Source organism: Streptomyces sp. NPDC002676, from assembly GCF_053592455.1.
This window is the reverse complement of record NZ_JBSFVT010000014.1, coordinates 38,697-52,666: the sequence shown is the minus strand read 5'-3', so window position 1 is coordinate 52,666 and position 13,970 is coordinate 38,697. Positions and strand designations below refer to the sequence as shown.

The following is a 13,970-nucleotide window of genomic DNA, read 5'->3' as shown; positions in this document are numbered from 1 at the left end:
GTGCCGTTCGGGGACCTGCTGAGCGAGCCGCTGCGCAACGGGGTCAGCTACCCGACCAAGCTGCGCGGCTCCGGCATCCCCATGGTCAACATGGGCGAGGCCTTCGCGTACGACGTGATCACGGACCAGGAGTGCGAACTGGCGCCCCTGACCGAGAAGGAGAAGGAGCGGTTCCTGCTCCAGGAGGGCGATCTGCTGTTCGTCCGCCAGTCCCTGAAGTACGAGGGCGCCGGGCACTGCGTGTACGTGGGGCCGGGCAGCGGTCCGCGCACCTGGGAGAGCCATCTGATCCGCGCCCGGATCAAGGAGTCGCTGGCCGACCCGCGGTTCTACTACTACTACTTCCGCTCCCCCGCCGGGCGCAGCAGCATGGAGACGATCATCCATCAGGTGGCCGCGGCGGGCATCCGGGGCAGCGAACTGCGCGGGCTTCCCGTGCCGCTCCCCTCGCTGCGGCAGCAGCGGGCCGTCGCGGCGGTGCTCGGGGCGCTGGACGACAAGATCGACGTCAACGCCCGGATCACGGCGTCCGCCGACGAGCTGGTCCAACTCCTCTACCAGTCGGCCTTGTCGGAGCCGGGCGCCCGCGAACTGCCGCTGTTCGAGGCGCTGGAGCTCACCTTCGGGGCGCCGTTCGCCTCGGCGGAGTTCAACTCCGAGGGGCTCGGGCGGCCGTTGCTGCGCATCCGCGATCTGAAGACGTTCCGCCCGCAGATCTGGACCACCCAGCGGCTGGACAAGGAGCTGGTCGTGGCGCCCGGGGAGACCGTCGCCGGCATGGACGCGGAGTTCCGCCCCACCTTCTGGCTGGGCGAACCGGCCCTGCTCAACCAGCGGGTGCTGCATGCGAGGTCCCTGGTCGGCGGGGGTGCCATGCTGTGCCGGGAGGCCCTGCGCGGGCCGCTGGCCGAGGTCGAGAACTACAAGACGGGCACGACCGTGGCCCATCTGAACAAGCGGGACCTGGCCACGCTGGCCGTGCGGGTGCCCGGCCCGGATGCGGTCGCCTCCTTCGCGGCGGCGGCCCAGCCGCTGCACGACCGGATCGTGGCCGCCGCGGCCGAGTCCCGCTCGCTCGCCGCGTTCCGCGACACCTTGCTGCCCCAGTTGATCTCCGGCAGGCTGCGCGTCGGGGACGCGGAGCGGTTGCTGGAGGACGTGGTGGAATGAGCGGTGCCGGGGGGAAGCTGACCGAGTCCGTGTGGGAGCGGCTCGCTCTGCAGCAGCTCGCCGGGCTCGGCTGGACGGAGCTGCGCGGCGAGGACATCGCTCCCGGCACCGGTCGGCGGGCAGGCTGGGACGACCTGGTCCTGTACGACGAACTCCGGGCGGCGATCGAGCGGCTGAACCCGGGGCTGCCGCCCAAGGCCGTCGGCGAGGCCCTGCGCATCGCGGCCGACGCGACGTCCACGGAGGCGTACCCGGAGAACAAGCAGGCGCACGCGCACCTCGTCTCCGGCATCCGCCTCACCCACACCGACGAATCGGGCACCGAACACGCCCCGACCGTACGGCTGTTGGACGTCGACGATCCGGACACCAACACCTACCACGCGGTCAGCCAGGTCACCGTCCGGGACGCGGGCGGCTCCCACCGCCGCTTCGACGTCGTGCTGTACGTCAACGGCCTGCCGCTCGCCGTCGTGGAACTGAAGAGCGCCGCCGCCGAGTCGGCGACCCTGAAGACCGCGCACGCCCAACTGCGGACGTATGTCGCCGAGTTCCCGGTCGCGTTCCGCCACAACGTGCTGTGCCTGGTCTCGGACGGGATCACCGCGAAGTACGGCACGGTGTTCACGCCGTACGAGCACTTCGCGCCGTGGAACGTGGACGAGCGGGGCGAGCGGGTCGACACCCACTCCCCCGAGCACGACGGCCAGGAGGCGCTGAACCTGGCGCTCGACGGGCTGTTCACGCGGGCCCGGTTCCTGTCCCTGACGGCGCACTTCGTCAACTTCACGCCGACCGGCAAGCGCATCGCCAAACCGCACCAGTACGTCGCGGTCACCAAGGCCGTCGAGAGCATCGTCGCGGCGTCCCGCGACAGCGGACGGGCCGGCGTGGTCTGGCACACCCAGGGCGCGGGCAAGTCCGAGGAGATGGTGGCGACGGCCGCGCTGGTCTCCCGGCACCCCGCCCTGAACAACCCGACGATCGTCGTGGTCACCGACCGCAACGATCTGGACGACCAGCTGTACGACACCTTCCGGGACAGCCGGATCCTGCTCGGCCAGTCCCCGCTCCAGGTCGAGACCCGCGAGGAACTGCGCGCCGAGCTGCTGAACCGGCGCACCGGCGGTGTCCTGTTCACCACGCTGCAGAAGTTCGGGCTCACCCCGCGGGAGAAGGCCGCGGGCACGGGCCATCCACTGCTCTCCGAGCGCCGCAACATCCTGGTGATCGTGGACGAGGCGCACCGCTCCCACTACGACAGCCTGGACGGGTACGCCCGCCATCTGCGCGACGCACTGCCGTACGCCACGTTCATCGCCTTCACCGGCACCCCGGTGGCGACCGCGGAGGCCGACACCCGGGCGGTGTTCGGCGAGTACATCGACGTGTACGACCTCAAGCGGGCCGTGGACGACGACGCAACCGTGCGCGTCTACCACGAGCCACGGGTCATCGACGTGTCGCTGCCGCCCGGCGTCGACCCGGACGCCCTGGACGCCGAGGCCGACGCGCTGACCGCGGGCATGGACGACGCCGAGCGCCGGCGCGTCCTGCGCCACGCGGCCACCATGACGACCGTCTACGGCGCCCCCGACCGGATAGCCGCGCTGGCCGACGACCTGGTCGCCCACTGGGAGCGGCGCCGTGAGCTGATGCGGCCGGTGCTCGGCTCCCCCGGCAAGGCGATGGTCGTGTGCGCGAGCCGGGAGATCTGCGTCCGGCTGTACGACGCGCTCGCCGAGCGGCGGCCGGGGTGGGCGGGCGACCAGGCGGACGACGGCGTCATGAAGATCGTCTTCCATGGTGAGCGCACCGACCCGGAGCACCTGCGCCGGCACGCCCTGCGCAAGGCGCAGCAGCGGACCGTCCAGGCCCGCGCCAAGGACCCGGACGACCCGCTCGAACTGCTCATCGTCCACTCGATGCTGCTCACCGGGTACGACGCCCCGCCCGTCCACACCCTGTACATGGACCGCCCGATGCGGGGCGCGAACCTGATGCAGGCGTTGGCCCGAGTCAACCGCCGCTTCCGCGGCAAGCAGGACGGCCTGCTCGTCGGCTACGCCCCGCTCACCGACAGCCTCACCAAGGCGCTCGCCGAGTATGCGCCGGGCGACCGCGAGGACCGGACCCTCGGTGCGGACATCGACCGCGCGATCACCCATGTCCGCAACGAACTGACCGTGATCGAGGGCCTGTTGGCGGGCAGCGGCTGGCGGGAACTGCTCGCGGACACCGCCCGCCCCGAGGCGCGCCGCCGGGCGCTGCGGCTGGTCTCCAACTTCCTGCGCGATCCCCGCAACCCCGGCAACCAGGTGACGGGCGACGCCGAGCCGCTGTCGGTCCGGTTCAAGGAGAGCGCCTACCGCCTGGAGCGCTACCACCGGCTGTGCTCCATGAGCCGGGAGCTGGTGGAGCGCTGCCGGGACCTGCCCGCGTGGCGGCGCGACATCGCCTTCTTCACCGAGGTGCGGGCCTGGATGGTCAAGCTCGACGCCGCCGACCGGGAGGCCTCGGGCGAGCCCCTGTCGGCCGAGGTCCAGCTCTACCTCCGGCAGCTCGCCGCCTCGGTGATCGACGCCGACGCCATCACCGACCTGTACGAAGAGGCCGGCATCGGCAGGCTGGACATCACCCGCCTCAACGAGGCCCAGCTGCGCAAGCTGGAGAACTCGGAGACCCCGCACCTGGTCACCGAGGCCCTGCGGCGGCTGATCCGGCAGAAGCTGCGCGAGGTGACCCGGCACAACCTCGTCCGCCACGACAGCTTCGCCAAGCGGCTGGACGACCTGATGAAGGTGTACCTGCGCCGGCAGCTGACCAGCGCCCAGGTGATCGCCGAACTCGCGGCGCTGGCCCAGGAGATCGCGGCGGAGGCCCGCCGCGGCGAACGCTTCGACCCGCCGCTGGACCATGCCGAGCTGGCCTTCTACGACGCCGTCGCGCAGCGGGACATGGCCGAGCTGATCGCGGGCGGGGACGACAGGCTCGCGGAGATGGCCCGCGCCCTGGTGGCGGACATACGCGAGAACCTGTCGGTGGACTGGCTCTCGCGCGAGCCGGTCCGCGCCCAGCTCCGCTCCCGCATCCGCCGGGTGCTCGCGAAGTTCGACTACCCGCCGAAGCAGGAGCGCGAGGCCATCGACCTCGTTCTCAGGCAGATGGAGACCTTCGCTCAGGAGTGGGCGCCACGGGCGAATTAGGCCCCGGCGGCCGGGTCAGTCCAGCTGGAGGCGGTCCGCGAGGCCGGCCGCCGTGAACGCCTTCACCACGTCCTCCCGGCTCTCGGTGAAGTGCCCCCAGCTGTCGCAGTGGACCGGCACGACCCGGCGGGCGCCCAGGATCCCGGCGGCGGTGGCGGCCTGCGCGGAGTCCAGGACGAGCAGGGCGCTGTCGAAGATCTGCGGGATGCGGGGCGCCCCGGCGAACAGGACGGCGGTGTCGACCGGGCCGAACCGGTCGGCGACCTCCCGCACCAGGTCCAGGGAGGCGTTGTCACCGCTGACGTAGACGGTGGGCAGGTCGGGCGAGGTGAGGACGAAGCCGATGACCTGGCCGATGACCGCCTCGGCGCCCTCGGGGCCGTGCAGGGCGGGCGCGCCGGTGACGGTGAGGGTGCCGCCGTCGGGGCGGGCCAGCTCCACGGACTGCCAGGGCGCGAGGCCCTCGGCGGTGCCGCCGAGGCGGACCGCGCCGCTGGTGGTGGTGAAGGTGCGCGGTACGTCGGCGAGCAGGGCGCGGCCGGAGGTGTCGAGGTTGTCGGGGTGCTCGTCGTGGGAGAGCAGGACGACGTCGACCGGGCCGAGGTCGGCCAGCGGCGTGCGGGGCGGCGCGGTCTTGGTGAGGGACCGGCCGTCACCCCGCGAGTAGTCGCCCGGGCCGTCGAAGGTGGGGTCGGTGAGGAGGCGCACACCGCCGTACTCGATCAGGGCGGTCGGGCCGCCGAAGACGCGGACCGGTATGCGCTCGCGGGACGCGTCGAGGGTGGGAGCAGCAGAAGTCATGACGAACACCTCACGGATGTAGTGGCGTCTATCCGTGAGAGACATTAGACCGTTCTCACGGATGGGCGCAAGGCGTACCATGAGATTCATGAATGGGAGCAACGGGAGCACGGCCGCCGAACTCGCCCCGGCGCCGGGCGCGGAGCAGCACCCCGCCCTCGACCTCGCCAACAGCGCCCCCGCCATGGCCGGCGGCCAGAGACTCGACCTGCTCGACACACCCGCCGCCGCGAACCGCTGGCTCACGGAGCACGGGCTCGCCCCCGAGGACGCCGGTCTGCGCGAGACCTGCGCGTCCCAGCTGCGCGCCCTGCGCGAGCAGATCCGCGCACTGCTGTCCGCCCGGGTCGAGAACCTCCCGGCCCCGAAGAGCGCCCTGGACGCCGTCAACGACGCGCTCACCCGCGCGCCCGCGGCCTCGCTGCTCCACTGGGACCCCGACCGGGGCCTGTACCGGGAAGCCGCCCACCCGACGGCCCAGATCATGGAGCACGCCCTGGCGGCCCTCGCCGCCGACGCCGCCGACCTGCTCACCGGCGCCGACGCCGACCGCCTCACCGCCTGCGGCTCCAGCCCCTGCAACCGCTACCTGCTGCGCCACGGCCGCCGCCACTGGTGCTCCACCCGCTGCGGCGACCGCGCCCGCGCGGCCCGCGCCTACGCCCGCCGCACCGCTCGTACGGAGAGCTAGGACCCGCACGGAGACCTGGGCGCCGACGTGTGGTGAATACATGCACACTTCACCACGAAAATGACATGGACCGTTCACTGAAGGCCTGCCGCGCAGCAGGCCGCCAGTGCGCCCCGTACGGCCGCGTTCGTGTCCTCGGCCATCATGGAACGGCCGCGCTCGTCCCGGCCGCCCGGCTGTACGTCGTCGGCGTCGACGAGTCCGGTGACGCCTTCCATGTCCACGCTCAGGTAGATCCGCACGGCGGCGAGCCCAGCGACCCTACGTAATGTAGGGTTCCCAACCGGCCACGGTCACACGTCTGTTCAACGGGGGATGCATGCAGGAGACACAAGCGGAAGCGAGTCCACCGGTGGAGGTCGACGTGCGCAGTCTCGCGCCGACGCTGACCCTGCTGGCCGTCAGCCTGATCATCGCCGCGATCGGCGTGTACGAGCTGTGCGGCTTCGGGCTGCACAGCCTTGCCCGGCGCCCGCACCTGTTCAGCGACGGCCTCGCGACCGGCGGGGTGATCGTCGCCGCGGTGGCGGCCGGGGCGGCGGCGGGCAACCTGGCCTGGCACCTGGTGGCAGCCCGGCGCGGCACACAGGAGCCGGGATGAGAACCTGTGCATCGGATATGCGCAATCCCGTATCCCCACTACCCTACGAGCTGTAGGGTCAGTGTTTCACCCCGTCCCCCTCCCCCAAGGTGACCAGTCACCATGCCCGCACCAGAGTCGACCCTGATCCCTCCACAGGTCTCCACTCAGCGCAACCCCCTCCGCACGATCTTCTCCCTCGCCCCCTCCCCCGGCCGTGACCGGCTGCGGAAGTGGGCCGCCGCGGCCACCGTCTGGTACCTGCGGCTGATGGTCGTGCTGAACATGGCCTGCGTGATCTCCCTCCCCTTCCGGCAGGAGATCCACGAGCACAACGCGGGCGAGTTCTTCACCCCGTACCTGGCCACCGCCGGCCTCACCTCCGCGGCCGGCTCGCTGTTCCTGGCGATCGTGATGCGCCGCCGCAAGCGGGCCGCCTGGGTCTTCAACCTGCTCATGGCCGGCCCCCTCCTGGCCCTGTACACCCTCGGCCTCACCCGCGAGCCGTACCACGAGCACCTCTTCAACTGGGCCTCCGCCGGCCTCACCGCCCTGTTCGTGGCCGCCCTGCTCATCGGCCGCCGCGAGTTCGACGCGATCGGCGACCGCTCCAACCCGCGCCTCGCCCTCGCCGTCGGCACGGGCGGCTCCCTGATCAGCGCCGCGCTCGGCACGCTGCTGGTGCACCTCACCAACACGCTCCCCGGCGCCACCCTCCTCGACGAGGTCGCCTACACCCTGCTGCGCGGCATCAGCGTCGGCCCGCTCGCCGACCGCGTGGACGCCGTCCACGCGCCACGCTGGGCCGACATCATCGTCAACAGCCTGATCGCGGCGACCTTCCTGCTGGTCCTCTACGCCTGCTTCCGCGCCCCCCGCGGCGAGCGCCTGCTCGACACGGAGGACGAGCAGCGGCTGCGCGCCCTGCTGGACCGGCACGGCGACCGCGACTCCCTCGGCTACTTCGCGCTGCGCCGCGACAAGGCCGTCATCTTCTCCCCGAGCGGCAAGGCCGCCATCACCTACCGTGTCGTCAGCGGCGTCAGCCTCGCCTCCGGCGACCCCATCGGCGACCCCGAGGCCTGGCCCGGCGCCATCGACGCCTGGCTCGCCGAGGCCCGCCGCCACGCCTGGACCCCGGCCGTGATGGGCGCCAGCGAGGAAGCGGGCACGATCTACGCCCGGCACGGTCTGAACGCCCTCGAACTCGGCGACGAGGCGATCGTGGACCTCGCCGACTTCACCCTCGACGGCCGCGCCATGCGCGTGGTCCGCCAGGCCCACAACCGGGTCAAGCGGGCCGGCTACACCGTCCGCGTCCGCCGCCACGAGGACATCCCCGACGACGAGATGGCCCTCCTCATCGACCGCGCCGACCAGTGGCGCGACGGCGCCACCGAGCGCGGCTTCTCCATGGCGCTCGGCCGCCTCGGCGACGAGTCCGACGGCCGCTGCATGATGCTGGAGTGCCGGGACGCGGAGGACCGCCCGCGGGCCCTGCTCAGCTTCGTCCCCTGGGGCGAGCACGGCCTGTCCCTGGACCTGATGCGCCGCGACCGCGCCTGCGAGAACGGCCTGATGGAGTACATGGTCGTGGAACTCCTGCTGCACGCAGAGGAGTTGGGCGTACAACGGGTCTCGCTGAACTTCGCGATGTTCCGCTCGGTGTTCGAGCGGGGCTCCCGCCTCGGCGCGGGCCCGGTGCTGAGGCTGTGGCGCTCGATCCTCACCTTCTTCTCACGCTGGTGGCAGATCGAGTCCCTGTACCGCGCGAACGCCAAGTACCGCCCGGTGTGGGAACCCCGCTTCCTGCTCTTCGCCAAGAGCGCCGACATCCCGCGCATCGGCCTGGCGAGCGCCCGCGCGGAGGGCTTCCTGACCCCGCCGAGCCTGCCGGCCTTCACCCGGCGCCGTCAGCAGAGCTGCGCCGACGCAGTCACTTCACCCCGACCGACCGCATCACGGTGAGCACGAGGGTCCGCGCCGCCTCCACCACCTCACGCAGGGACACACACTCCTGGGGGCTGTGCGCGACCCGTATGTCGCCCGGCCCGTACTGCAGCGTCGGTATCCCGGCTCCCGCGTAGAGCCGCAGATCGCTGCCGTACGGCGCCCCGCGCTCGCGCGGCCGGGTGGCCCAGCCGTTGGCGTCGGCGCAGGCGTCGCGCACCTCGTCGCGCAGCGGATGCCCCTCCGGGAGGCGTCCGCTCGCGAACTGCCCGCCCGGCCAGCTCACACTCGCCGGATGCTCCCGCAGCCAGGGGTGGCCGGCGCAGGCCTCGGCCACACACCGCTCGAACTCCGCACGGGCGGCGGCGACGTCCTCCCCCAGCCGCACCCCCAGCCGCCCTTCCGCAACCAGCAGATCGGGCACGCTGCTGGCCCAGTCCCCCGCCCGCAGGGTCCCGACCGAGAGGGCGTACGGGATCGGATACTCGGCCATCAGCGGGGAGGGGTCGGCGTTGCGGGCCGTCTCCAGGCGGGCCAGCGCCTCATGGAGCGGCAGATACGCGTCGACGGCGCTGACCCCGGCGTCCCGTGAACTGGCGTGGGCGGCCCGGCCCGGCACGGAGAGGCGGAAGGTCAGCGCCCCTGCGTTGGCCGTGACGAGGGTCCCGCCGGTCGGCTCGGTGACGACACAGGCGTCCCCGCCGTACCCCCGCTTCAGGGTCCCGAAGGCGCCGATCCCGCCGTCCTCCTCCCCGACGACGAAGTGGACGGCAACCCGCCCGCGCAGCCGCACCCCGGCCGCCCGGATCGCATCGAGCGCGGCCAGATGCGCGACCAGCCCCGCCTTCATGTCACAGGCCCCGCGCCCGTGCACGACGTCCCCGGTGACCCGCGGCACGAACGGATCCCCGTCCCAGGCGCGAAGATCCCCGGGCGGTACGACGTCCACGTGCCCCTGGAGGATCAGCGTGGGCCCGTCGCCCTCGCCCGCGGTATGGCCGACCAGCCCCCAGGCCTCGTCCCGCGGGACCTCCATCCCGGGAAATTCCGGGTCGGCGCGGAGCGCAGGCAGATCCATGGCCCACAGATCGACGTCCAGGCCCAGCCGCTCCAGCCGCCCGGCGAGCAGATGCTGAAGCTCCGACTCGGCAGCGCTCCCGGTCACACTGGGCACCGCGATCAACTTGAGCAGCGTCCGCCCGATCGCCGCCTCATCGATGCAGGCAAGGGCGGCAGCCTCCTGATCACTGAGCACGGAACCTCCCCTCCCGGGCCAAGCTCCCGCTCAGATCATGGCCCGGCCCGCACTCCGGGGCTACCCCCGAGCGCAGGCGGGAGACGACTACGCCGAAGGCGAAGCCGAGGCGGGTCCCCCGCCCACCGTGAACCCGATCACCGCCCCGCCCCCTTCCCGCCGGAAGGCGAACGGCGCGCCCCCGTGCGCCATGGCAACCTCACGCACGATCGACAGCCCCAGCCCGGACCCCGGCAGGGACCGCGCATCCGCAGCCCGGTAGAACCGGTCGAAGATCCGGATCAGATCCCCCTCGGCGATCCCGGGCCCGCGGTCCAGCACCTCCACCCGCACCGCCCCCGGCCGCGCCGGCCCCGCGATGTGGATCTCGATCGGCGCCTTCCCGCCCCGGTCGAACTTCGCCGCGTTCTCCACCAGGTTGGAGATGGCCCGCTGCAACATCCCCGGCCGCCCGTCCGTACTCGTGTCGCCGCTGGTGCGCAGCACGATCTCCCGCCCGGTACGCCGCTTCGCCAGCCCCACCACGTCCTCCGCGATGTCGGCGAGGTCCACCCGCTGCGGCGGCTCGGTGTCGGACTGCCCGGCGGCGAGGTCGACCAGCTCGTTGACCAGGTCGGTCAGCTCGCGGGCCTCCTGGGTGAGGTCGGCGACGAGGTCCTCCCGGGTCGCGGGCGGCAGCTCGTCGATCCGCCGCAGCAGCGAGATGTTCGTACGCAACGACGTGAGCGGCGTACGCAGCTCGTGCCCCGCGTCCTGCACCAGGCGCCGCTGGTCCTCCTCCGACTGCGCGAGCCGCCCCAGCATCCGGTCGAACGCCCGGCCGAGCCGCCCCACCTCGTCGAGCCCGACGACCGGCACCTGGATGCCCAGCTGCCGGGTGCGCGCCACGTCCTCCGCGGCGGAGGTCAGTATCACCAGCCGCATGGTGATCCGCCGGGCCAGCCACCAGCCGAACAGACCGGCCAGCACCACGACCGCCGCCATCAGGATCAGCGTCCGCTGCTGGAGCGTGCGCAGCAGATCCTCGGTGTCGCTGAACTCCTGCGCGACCTGCACCGCGCCCCGCCCGTCGCCCAGCGACACCGTGGCGACGCGGAAAAGGTCACTGTCGACCCCGACGTCCTTGTGCTCGACCACCTTCCCGGCCGTAGCCGCCCGCGCGACGGACTTGTCGTGGCCGGTGACGGGCAGCACGGGGTTGCCGTGGTCGACGATCTGCCCCTGATCGCCGAGCACCTGTACGTCGGTGCGGGCGGGCCGGACCAGGTCATGGCCGGGCCGGGAGGAGGAGAAGTCCTCCGGGACCATCTCATGCTGGCGCACCTCGTCCCGGACGTCCTGCACGACCTGCGTGAACACCGACTGCTGGTCGACCCGGACCAGGCGGGCGGCGGAGCCGTACGACACGATGCCGACCAGGATCGCGACGGCCGCGGTGACGGCCGCGAAGGAGACGGCGAAGGTGGTCCGCAGGGAGACCAGCTTCGGCCGCGGCCGGTCCAGCAGCCGCCGGCGGCGGCTCACTCAGTCCTCCCGCAACACGTAACCCACGCCCCGCACGGTGTGGATCAGCTGCGACGCGCCGGGTTCGTCCAGCTTGCGGCGCAGGTAGCCGACGTAGACAGCGAGATTCTTGGAGCCGGGCCCGAAGTCGTAGCCCCAGATCCGGTCGTAGATCGTCGAATGATCGAGCACGATGCCGGCGTTCCGCACGAGCAGCTCCAGCAGCTCGAACTCGGTACGGGTCAGCTCCAGCTCGCGGGTGCCGCGCCAGGCGCGGCGGGCCTGGAGGTCCATGCGGATCCCGGCGGCCTCGATCTGCCGGTCGGAGAGCTGCGGCTCCCGTCCGCCGTCCCCGCCGTTCGCGCCTGCCGCCGTGGCGGCCACGGGCGTCGTACGACGCAACAGAGCCCGCAGCCGGGCAAAGACCTCTTCGACATCGAACGGCTTGACGACGTAGTCATCGGCACCGGCGTCCAGGCCGGCGATCCGGTCGGCGGTCTCCACGAGGGCGGTGAGCATCAGGATCGGCGTGCGGTCGCCCTCGGCACGCAGCACCCTGCAGACCTGGAGCCCGTCGATACCAGGCATCATCACGTCAAGGACGAGAACGTCCGGCGGCGTCGTGTGGGCCTGAGCGAGCGCCTCGATGCCGTCGGCGACCGCCGTCACCTCGTACCCTTCCAGCGTCAGGGCACGCTCCAGGGCATGACGGATGGCACGGTCGTCTTCGGCGAGCAGCACAGTCTGGGGCACGCACCCAGTCTGCCAAGGCCTCCGGCGGTTCGGCCGGGACGAGCAGGCCTACGATCACGCTTTTTACCCCCCTCTCACCGTCACAGCGGAACCCGCGCCCGGCCCCTACCGTCTTCTCACCGCCGCCCTCACCCGCGACCGAGCGGCCCCCTCCGTACGCCGGCACCCCGCCCACCGAGTCGGCGCCCAGCCCCCCAGGGCCAGCCGCCCCCACCCGGGAATCGGCACCCCCGGTCGCCCCCCGAAGCCGGGGCCTACACACGGCACCCGCCCCGACCGAGCCTGCACCGGCGCCAGCCGCAACCGTCACCCACCCCCGGCACGCGCCACTCACCCGACCCGGCAACCTCGCGGCCGACCGAGTCGGGTGGGTGGGAAAGAAAACTAGGGGCGCAGTGCCGCCAGCTGTTCTGCGAAGGGCACGACAACCGCCTCCCTCGGCCGAGCCGCCGTAGGCATGAGCGCGGCCAGCTCCCCCGCCGCTCGTTCGATCCGCTCGGGCAGCCCCTGCGCGCCCCAGTCCTCCGAGGCGGCGTAGACAGCGGTCGGCACGACCACGGCCCTCAGGTACGCGAACAACGGCCGCAGCGCATGCTCCAGCACCAGCGAGTGCCGCCCCGTACCCCCGGTCGCCGCGATCAGCACCGGCTTGCCCGCCAGCGCGTCCTTGTCGAGCACGTCGAAGAACGACTTGAACAGCCCGCTGTAGGACGCGCTGAACACGGGCGTGACGACGATCAGCCCGTCGGCCCCCGCCACCGCGTCCTGCGCGGCGGTCAGAGCCGTTCCGGCGAACCCGTTGGTGAAGTTGTGCGCGATCTCGACCGCGAGGTCGCGCAACTCGACGACCTGTACATCCACCGGCCTCTGCCGGTCCACCGCCGCGGCCAGCCGGTCACCCAGCAGCCGCGTGGACGACGGAACACTCAGCCCCGCCGAGACGACGACGAGCTTCATGCGGCGGTCACCTCATCCTCGGCGAGCAGGGAAGCGTGCGTCGGCGCATCCGGCACATCCGCCGGACGGCCCTTCGCGAACTCCTTGCGCAGCACTGGTACGACCTCCTCGCCGAGCAGGTCGAGCTGCTCCAGCACGGTCTTCAGGGGCAGCCCCGCGTGGTCCATCAGGAACAGCTGGCGCTGGTAGTCACCGGCGTACTCCCGGAAGGACAGCGTCTTCTCGATCACCTGCTGCGGGGAGCCGACCGTCAGCGGGGTCTGCTCGGTGAAGTCCTCCAGCGAGGGCCCGTGACCGTACACCGGCGCGTTGTCGAAGTACGGCCGGAACTCGCGCACCGCGTCCTGCGAGTTGCGCCGCATGAACACCTGGCCGCCGAGCCCGACGATCGCCTGCTCCGGCATGCCGTGCCCGTAGTGGGCGTACCGGCTCCGGTACAGCTCGACCATCCGCTTGGTGTGGTCGGCCGGCCAGAAGATGTTGTTGTGGAAGAACCCGTCGCCGTAGTACGCGGCCTGCTCGGCGATCTCCGGCGAGCGGATCGACCCGTGCCAGACGAACGGCGGCACCCCGTCCAGCGGGCGCGGCGTCGACGTGAACCCCTGCAGCGCCGTACGGAACTTCCCCTCCCAGTCGACGACGTCCTCGCGCCACAGCCGGTGCAGCAGCGCGTAGTTCTCGACGGCGAGGTTGATGCCCTGCCGGATGTCCTGCCCGAACCAGGGGTAGACCGGCCCGGTGTTGCCGCGGCCCATCATCAGGTCGACACGCCCGTCGGCCAGGTGCTGGAGCATCGCGAAGTCCTCCGCGATCTTCACCGGGTCGTTGGTGGTGATCAGGGTGGTGGAGGTGGAGAGGATCAGCTTCTCCGTCTGCGCCGCTATGTAGCCGAGCATCGTGGTCGGGGACGACGGCACGAACGGCGGGTTGTGGTGCTCACCGGTCGCGAAGACGTCCAGGCCGACCTCCTCGGCCTTCAGCGCGATGGCGACCATGGCCTTGATCCGCTCGCGCTCGGTCGGCGTACGCCCCGTCGTGGGGTCCGGCGTGACGTCGCCGACCGTGAAGATCCCGAACTGCATGGTCGTTCACCCTCCAGGCTTG

Annotated in this window: 11 protein-coding genes and 1 pseudogene; 5 read left to right on the top strand and 7 right to left on the bottom strand. The window is 72.0% G+C overall.

Going from position 1 to position 13,970, the window contains the following annotated elements:
* Together ACWD3E_RS30410 and ACWD3E_RS30405 are read left to right on the top strand one after the other, a co-directional pair.
* Positions 1-1,170, top strand: a complete 1,170-nt coding sequence (locus ACWD3E_RS30410; RefSeq protein WP_451390907.1) for a restriction endonuclease subunit S — start codon at positions 1-3, stop codon at positions 1,168-1,170.
* Complete coding sequence (locus ACWD3E_RS30405) at positions 1,167-4,376, top strand: type I restriction endonuclease subunit R (protein WP_451390776.1); 3,210 nt, start codon at positions 1,167-1,169, stop codon at positions 4,374-4,376. Before ACWD3E_RS30410 ends, ACWD3E_RS30405 begins: the two co-directional genes overlap by 4 nt.
* A gap of 15 nt (positions 4,377-4,391) precedes the next feature.
* Here the strand turns inward: ACWD3E_RS30405 and ACWD3E_RS30400 are convergent, their stop codons facing one another.
* Positions 4,392-5,177 (bottom strand): MBL fold metallo-hydrolase, encoded by a 786-nt coding sequence (locus ACWD3E_RS30400; RefSeq protein ID WP_451390775.1) that lies wholly within the window; start codon positions 5,175-5,177, stop codon positions 4,392-4,394.
* 79 nt (positions 5,178-5,256) lie between these two features.
* Between ACWD3E_RS30400 and ACWD3E_RS30395 the strand changes: the two genes are divergently transcribed.
* Positions 5,257-5,868, top strand: a complete 612-nt coding sequence (locus tag ACWD3E_RS30395) for a CGNR zinc finger domain-containing protein (RefSeq protein WP_451390774.1) — start codon at positions 5,257-5,259, stop codon at positions 5,866-5,868.
* A 98-nt stretch (positions 5,869-5,966) separates the two neighbouring features.
* On the opposite strand, the pseudogene ACWD3E_RS30390 reads toward ACWD3E_RS30395, so the two are convergent.
* Positions 5,967-6,110, bottom strand: a pseudogene (locus ACWD3E_RS30390) (M55 family metallopeptidase); the annotation flags it as partial.
* A gap of 122 nt (positions 6,111-6,232) precedes the next feature.
* On the opposite strand from ACWD3E_RS30390, the gene ACWD3E_RS30385 reads away from it, so the two are divergent.
* A complete protein-coding gene (locus ACWD3E_RS30385) occupies positions 6,233-6,469 on the top strand; it encodes a hypothetical protein (protein ID WP_451390773.1) in 237 nt (78 codons plus the stop codon).
* A 102-nt stretch (positions 6,470-6,571) separates the two neighbouring features.
* Entirely contained in the window at positions 6,572-8,416 is a 1,845-nt protein-coding gene (locus ACWD3E_RS30380; protein ID WP_451390772.1) for a phosphatidylglycerol lysyltransferase domain-containing protein, read from the top strand.
* Here ACWD3E_RS30380 and ACWD3E_RS30375 read toward each other — a convergent pair.
* The 5 genes from ACWD3E_RS30375 to ACWD3E_RS30355 form a co-directional block, all read right to left on the bottom strand.
* Complete coding sequence (locus tag ACWD3E_RS30375) at positions 8,385-9,653, bottom strand: ArgE/DapE family deacylase (protein ID WP_451390771.1); 1,269 nt, start codon at positions 9,651-9,653, stop codon at positions 8,385-8,387. The genes ACWD3E_RS30380 and ACWD3E_RS30375 overlap by 32 nt on opposite strands.
* An 87-nt stretch (positions 9,654-9,740) precedes the next feature.
* On the bottom strand, positions 9,741-11,177 hold the full coding sequence (locus ACWD3E_RS30370; protein WP_451390770.1) for a HAMP domain-containing sensor histidine kinase: 1,437 nt from the start codon (positions 11,175-11,177) through the stop codon (positions 9,741-9,743).
* Positions 11,178-11,909 (bottom strand): response regulator transcription factor, encoded by a 732-nt coding sequence (locus tag ACWD3E_RS30365; protein WP_451390769.1) that lies wholly within the window; start codon positions 11,907-11,909, stop codon positions 11,178-11,180.
* Positions 11,910-12,293: 384 nt separating this feature from the next.
* Positions 12,294-12,866 carry an FMN reductase gene (locus ACWD3E_RS30360; RefSeq protein WP_451390768.1) on the bottom strand — a complete coding sequence of 191 codons (573 nt, stop codon included), beginning with the start codon at positions 12,864-12,866 and terminating at the stop codon, positions 12,294-12,296.
* Positions 12,863-13,948, bottom strand: a complete 1,086-nt coding sequence (locus tag ACWD3E_RS30355; RefSeq protein WP_451390767.1) for an LLM class flavin-dependent oxidoreductase — start codon at positions 13,946-13,948, stop codon at positions 12,863-12,865. The genes ACWD3E_RS30360 and ACWD3E_RS30355 overlap by 4 nt, the downstream gene beginning before the upstream one ends.
* Positions 13,949-13,970 lie beyond the last annotated feature (22 nt).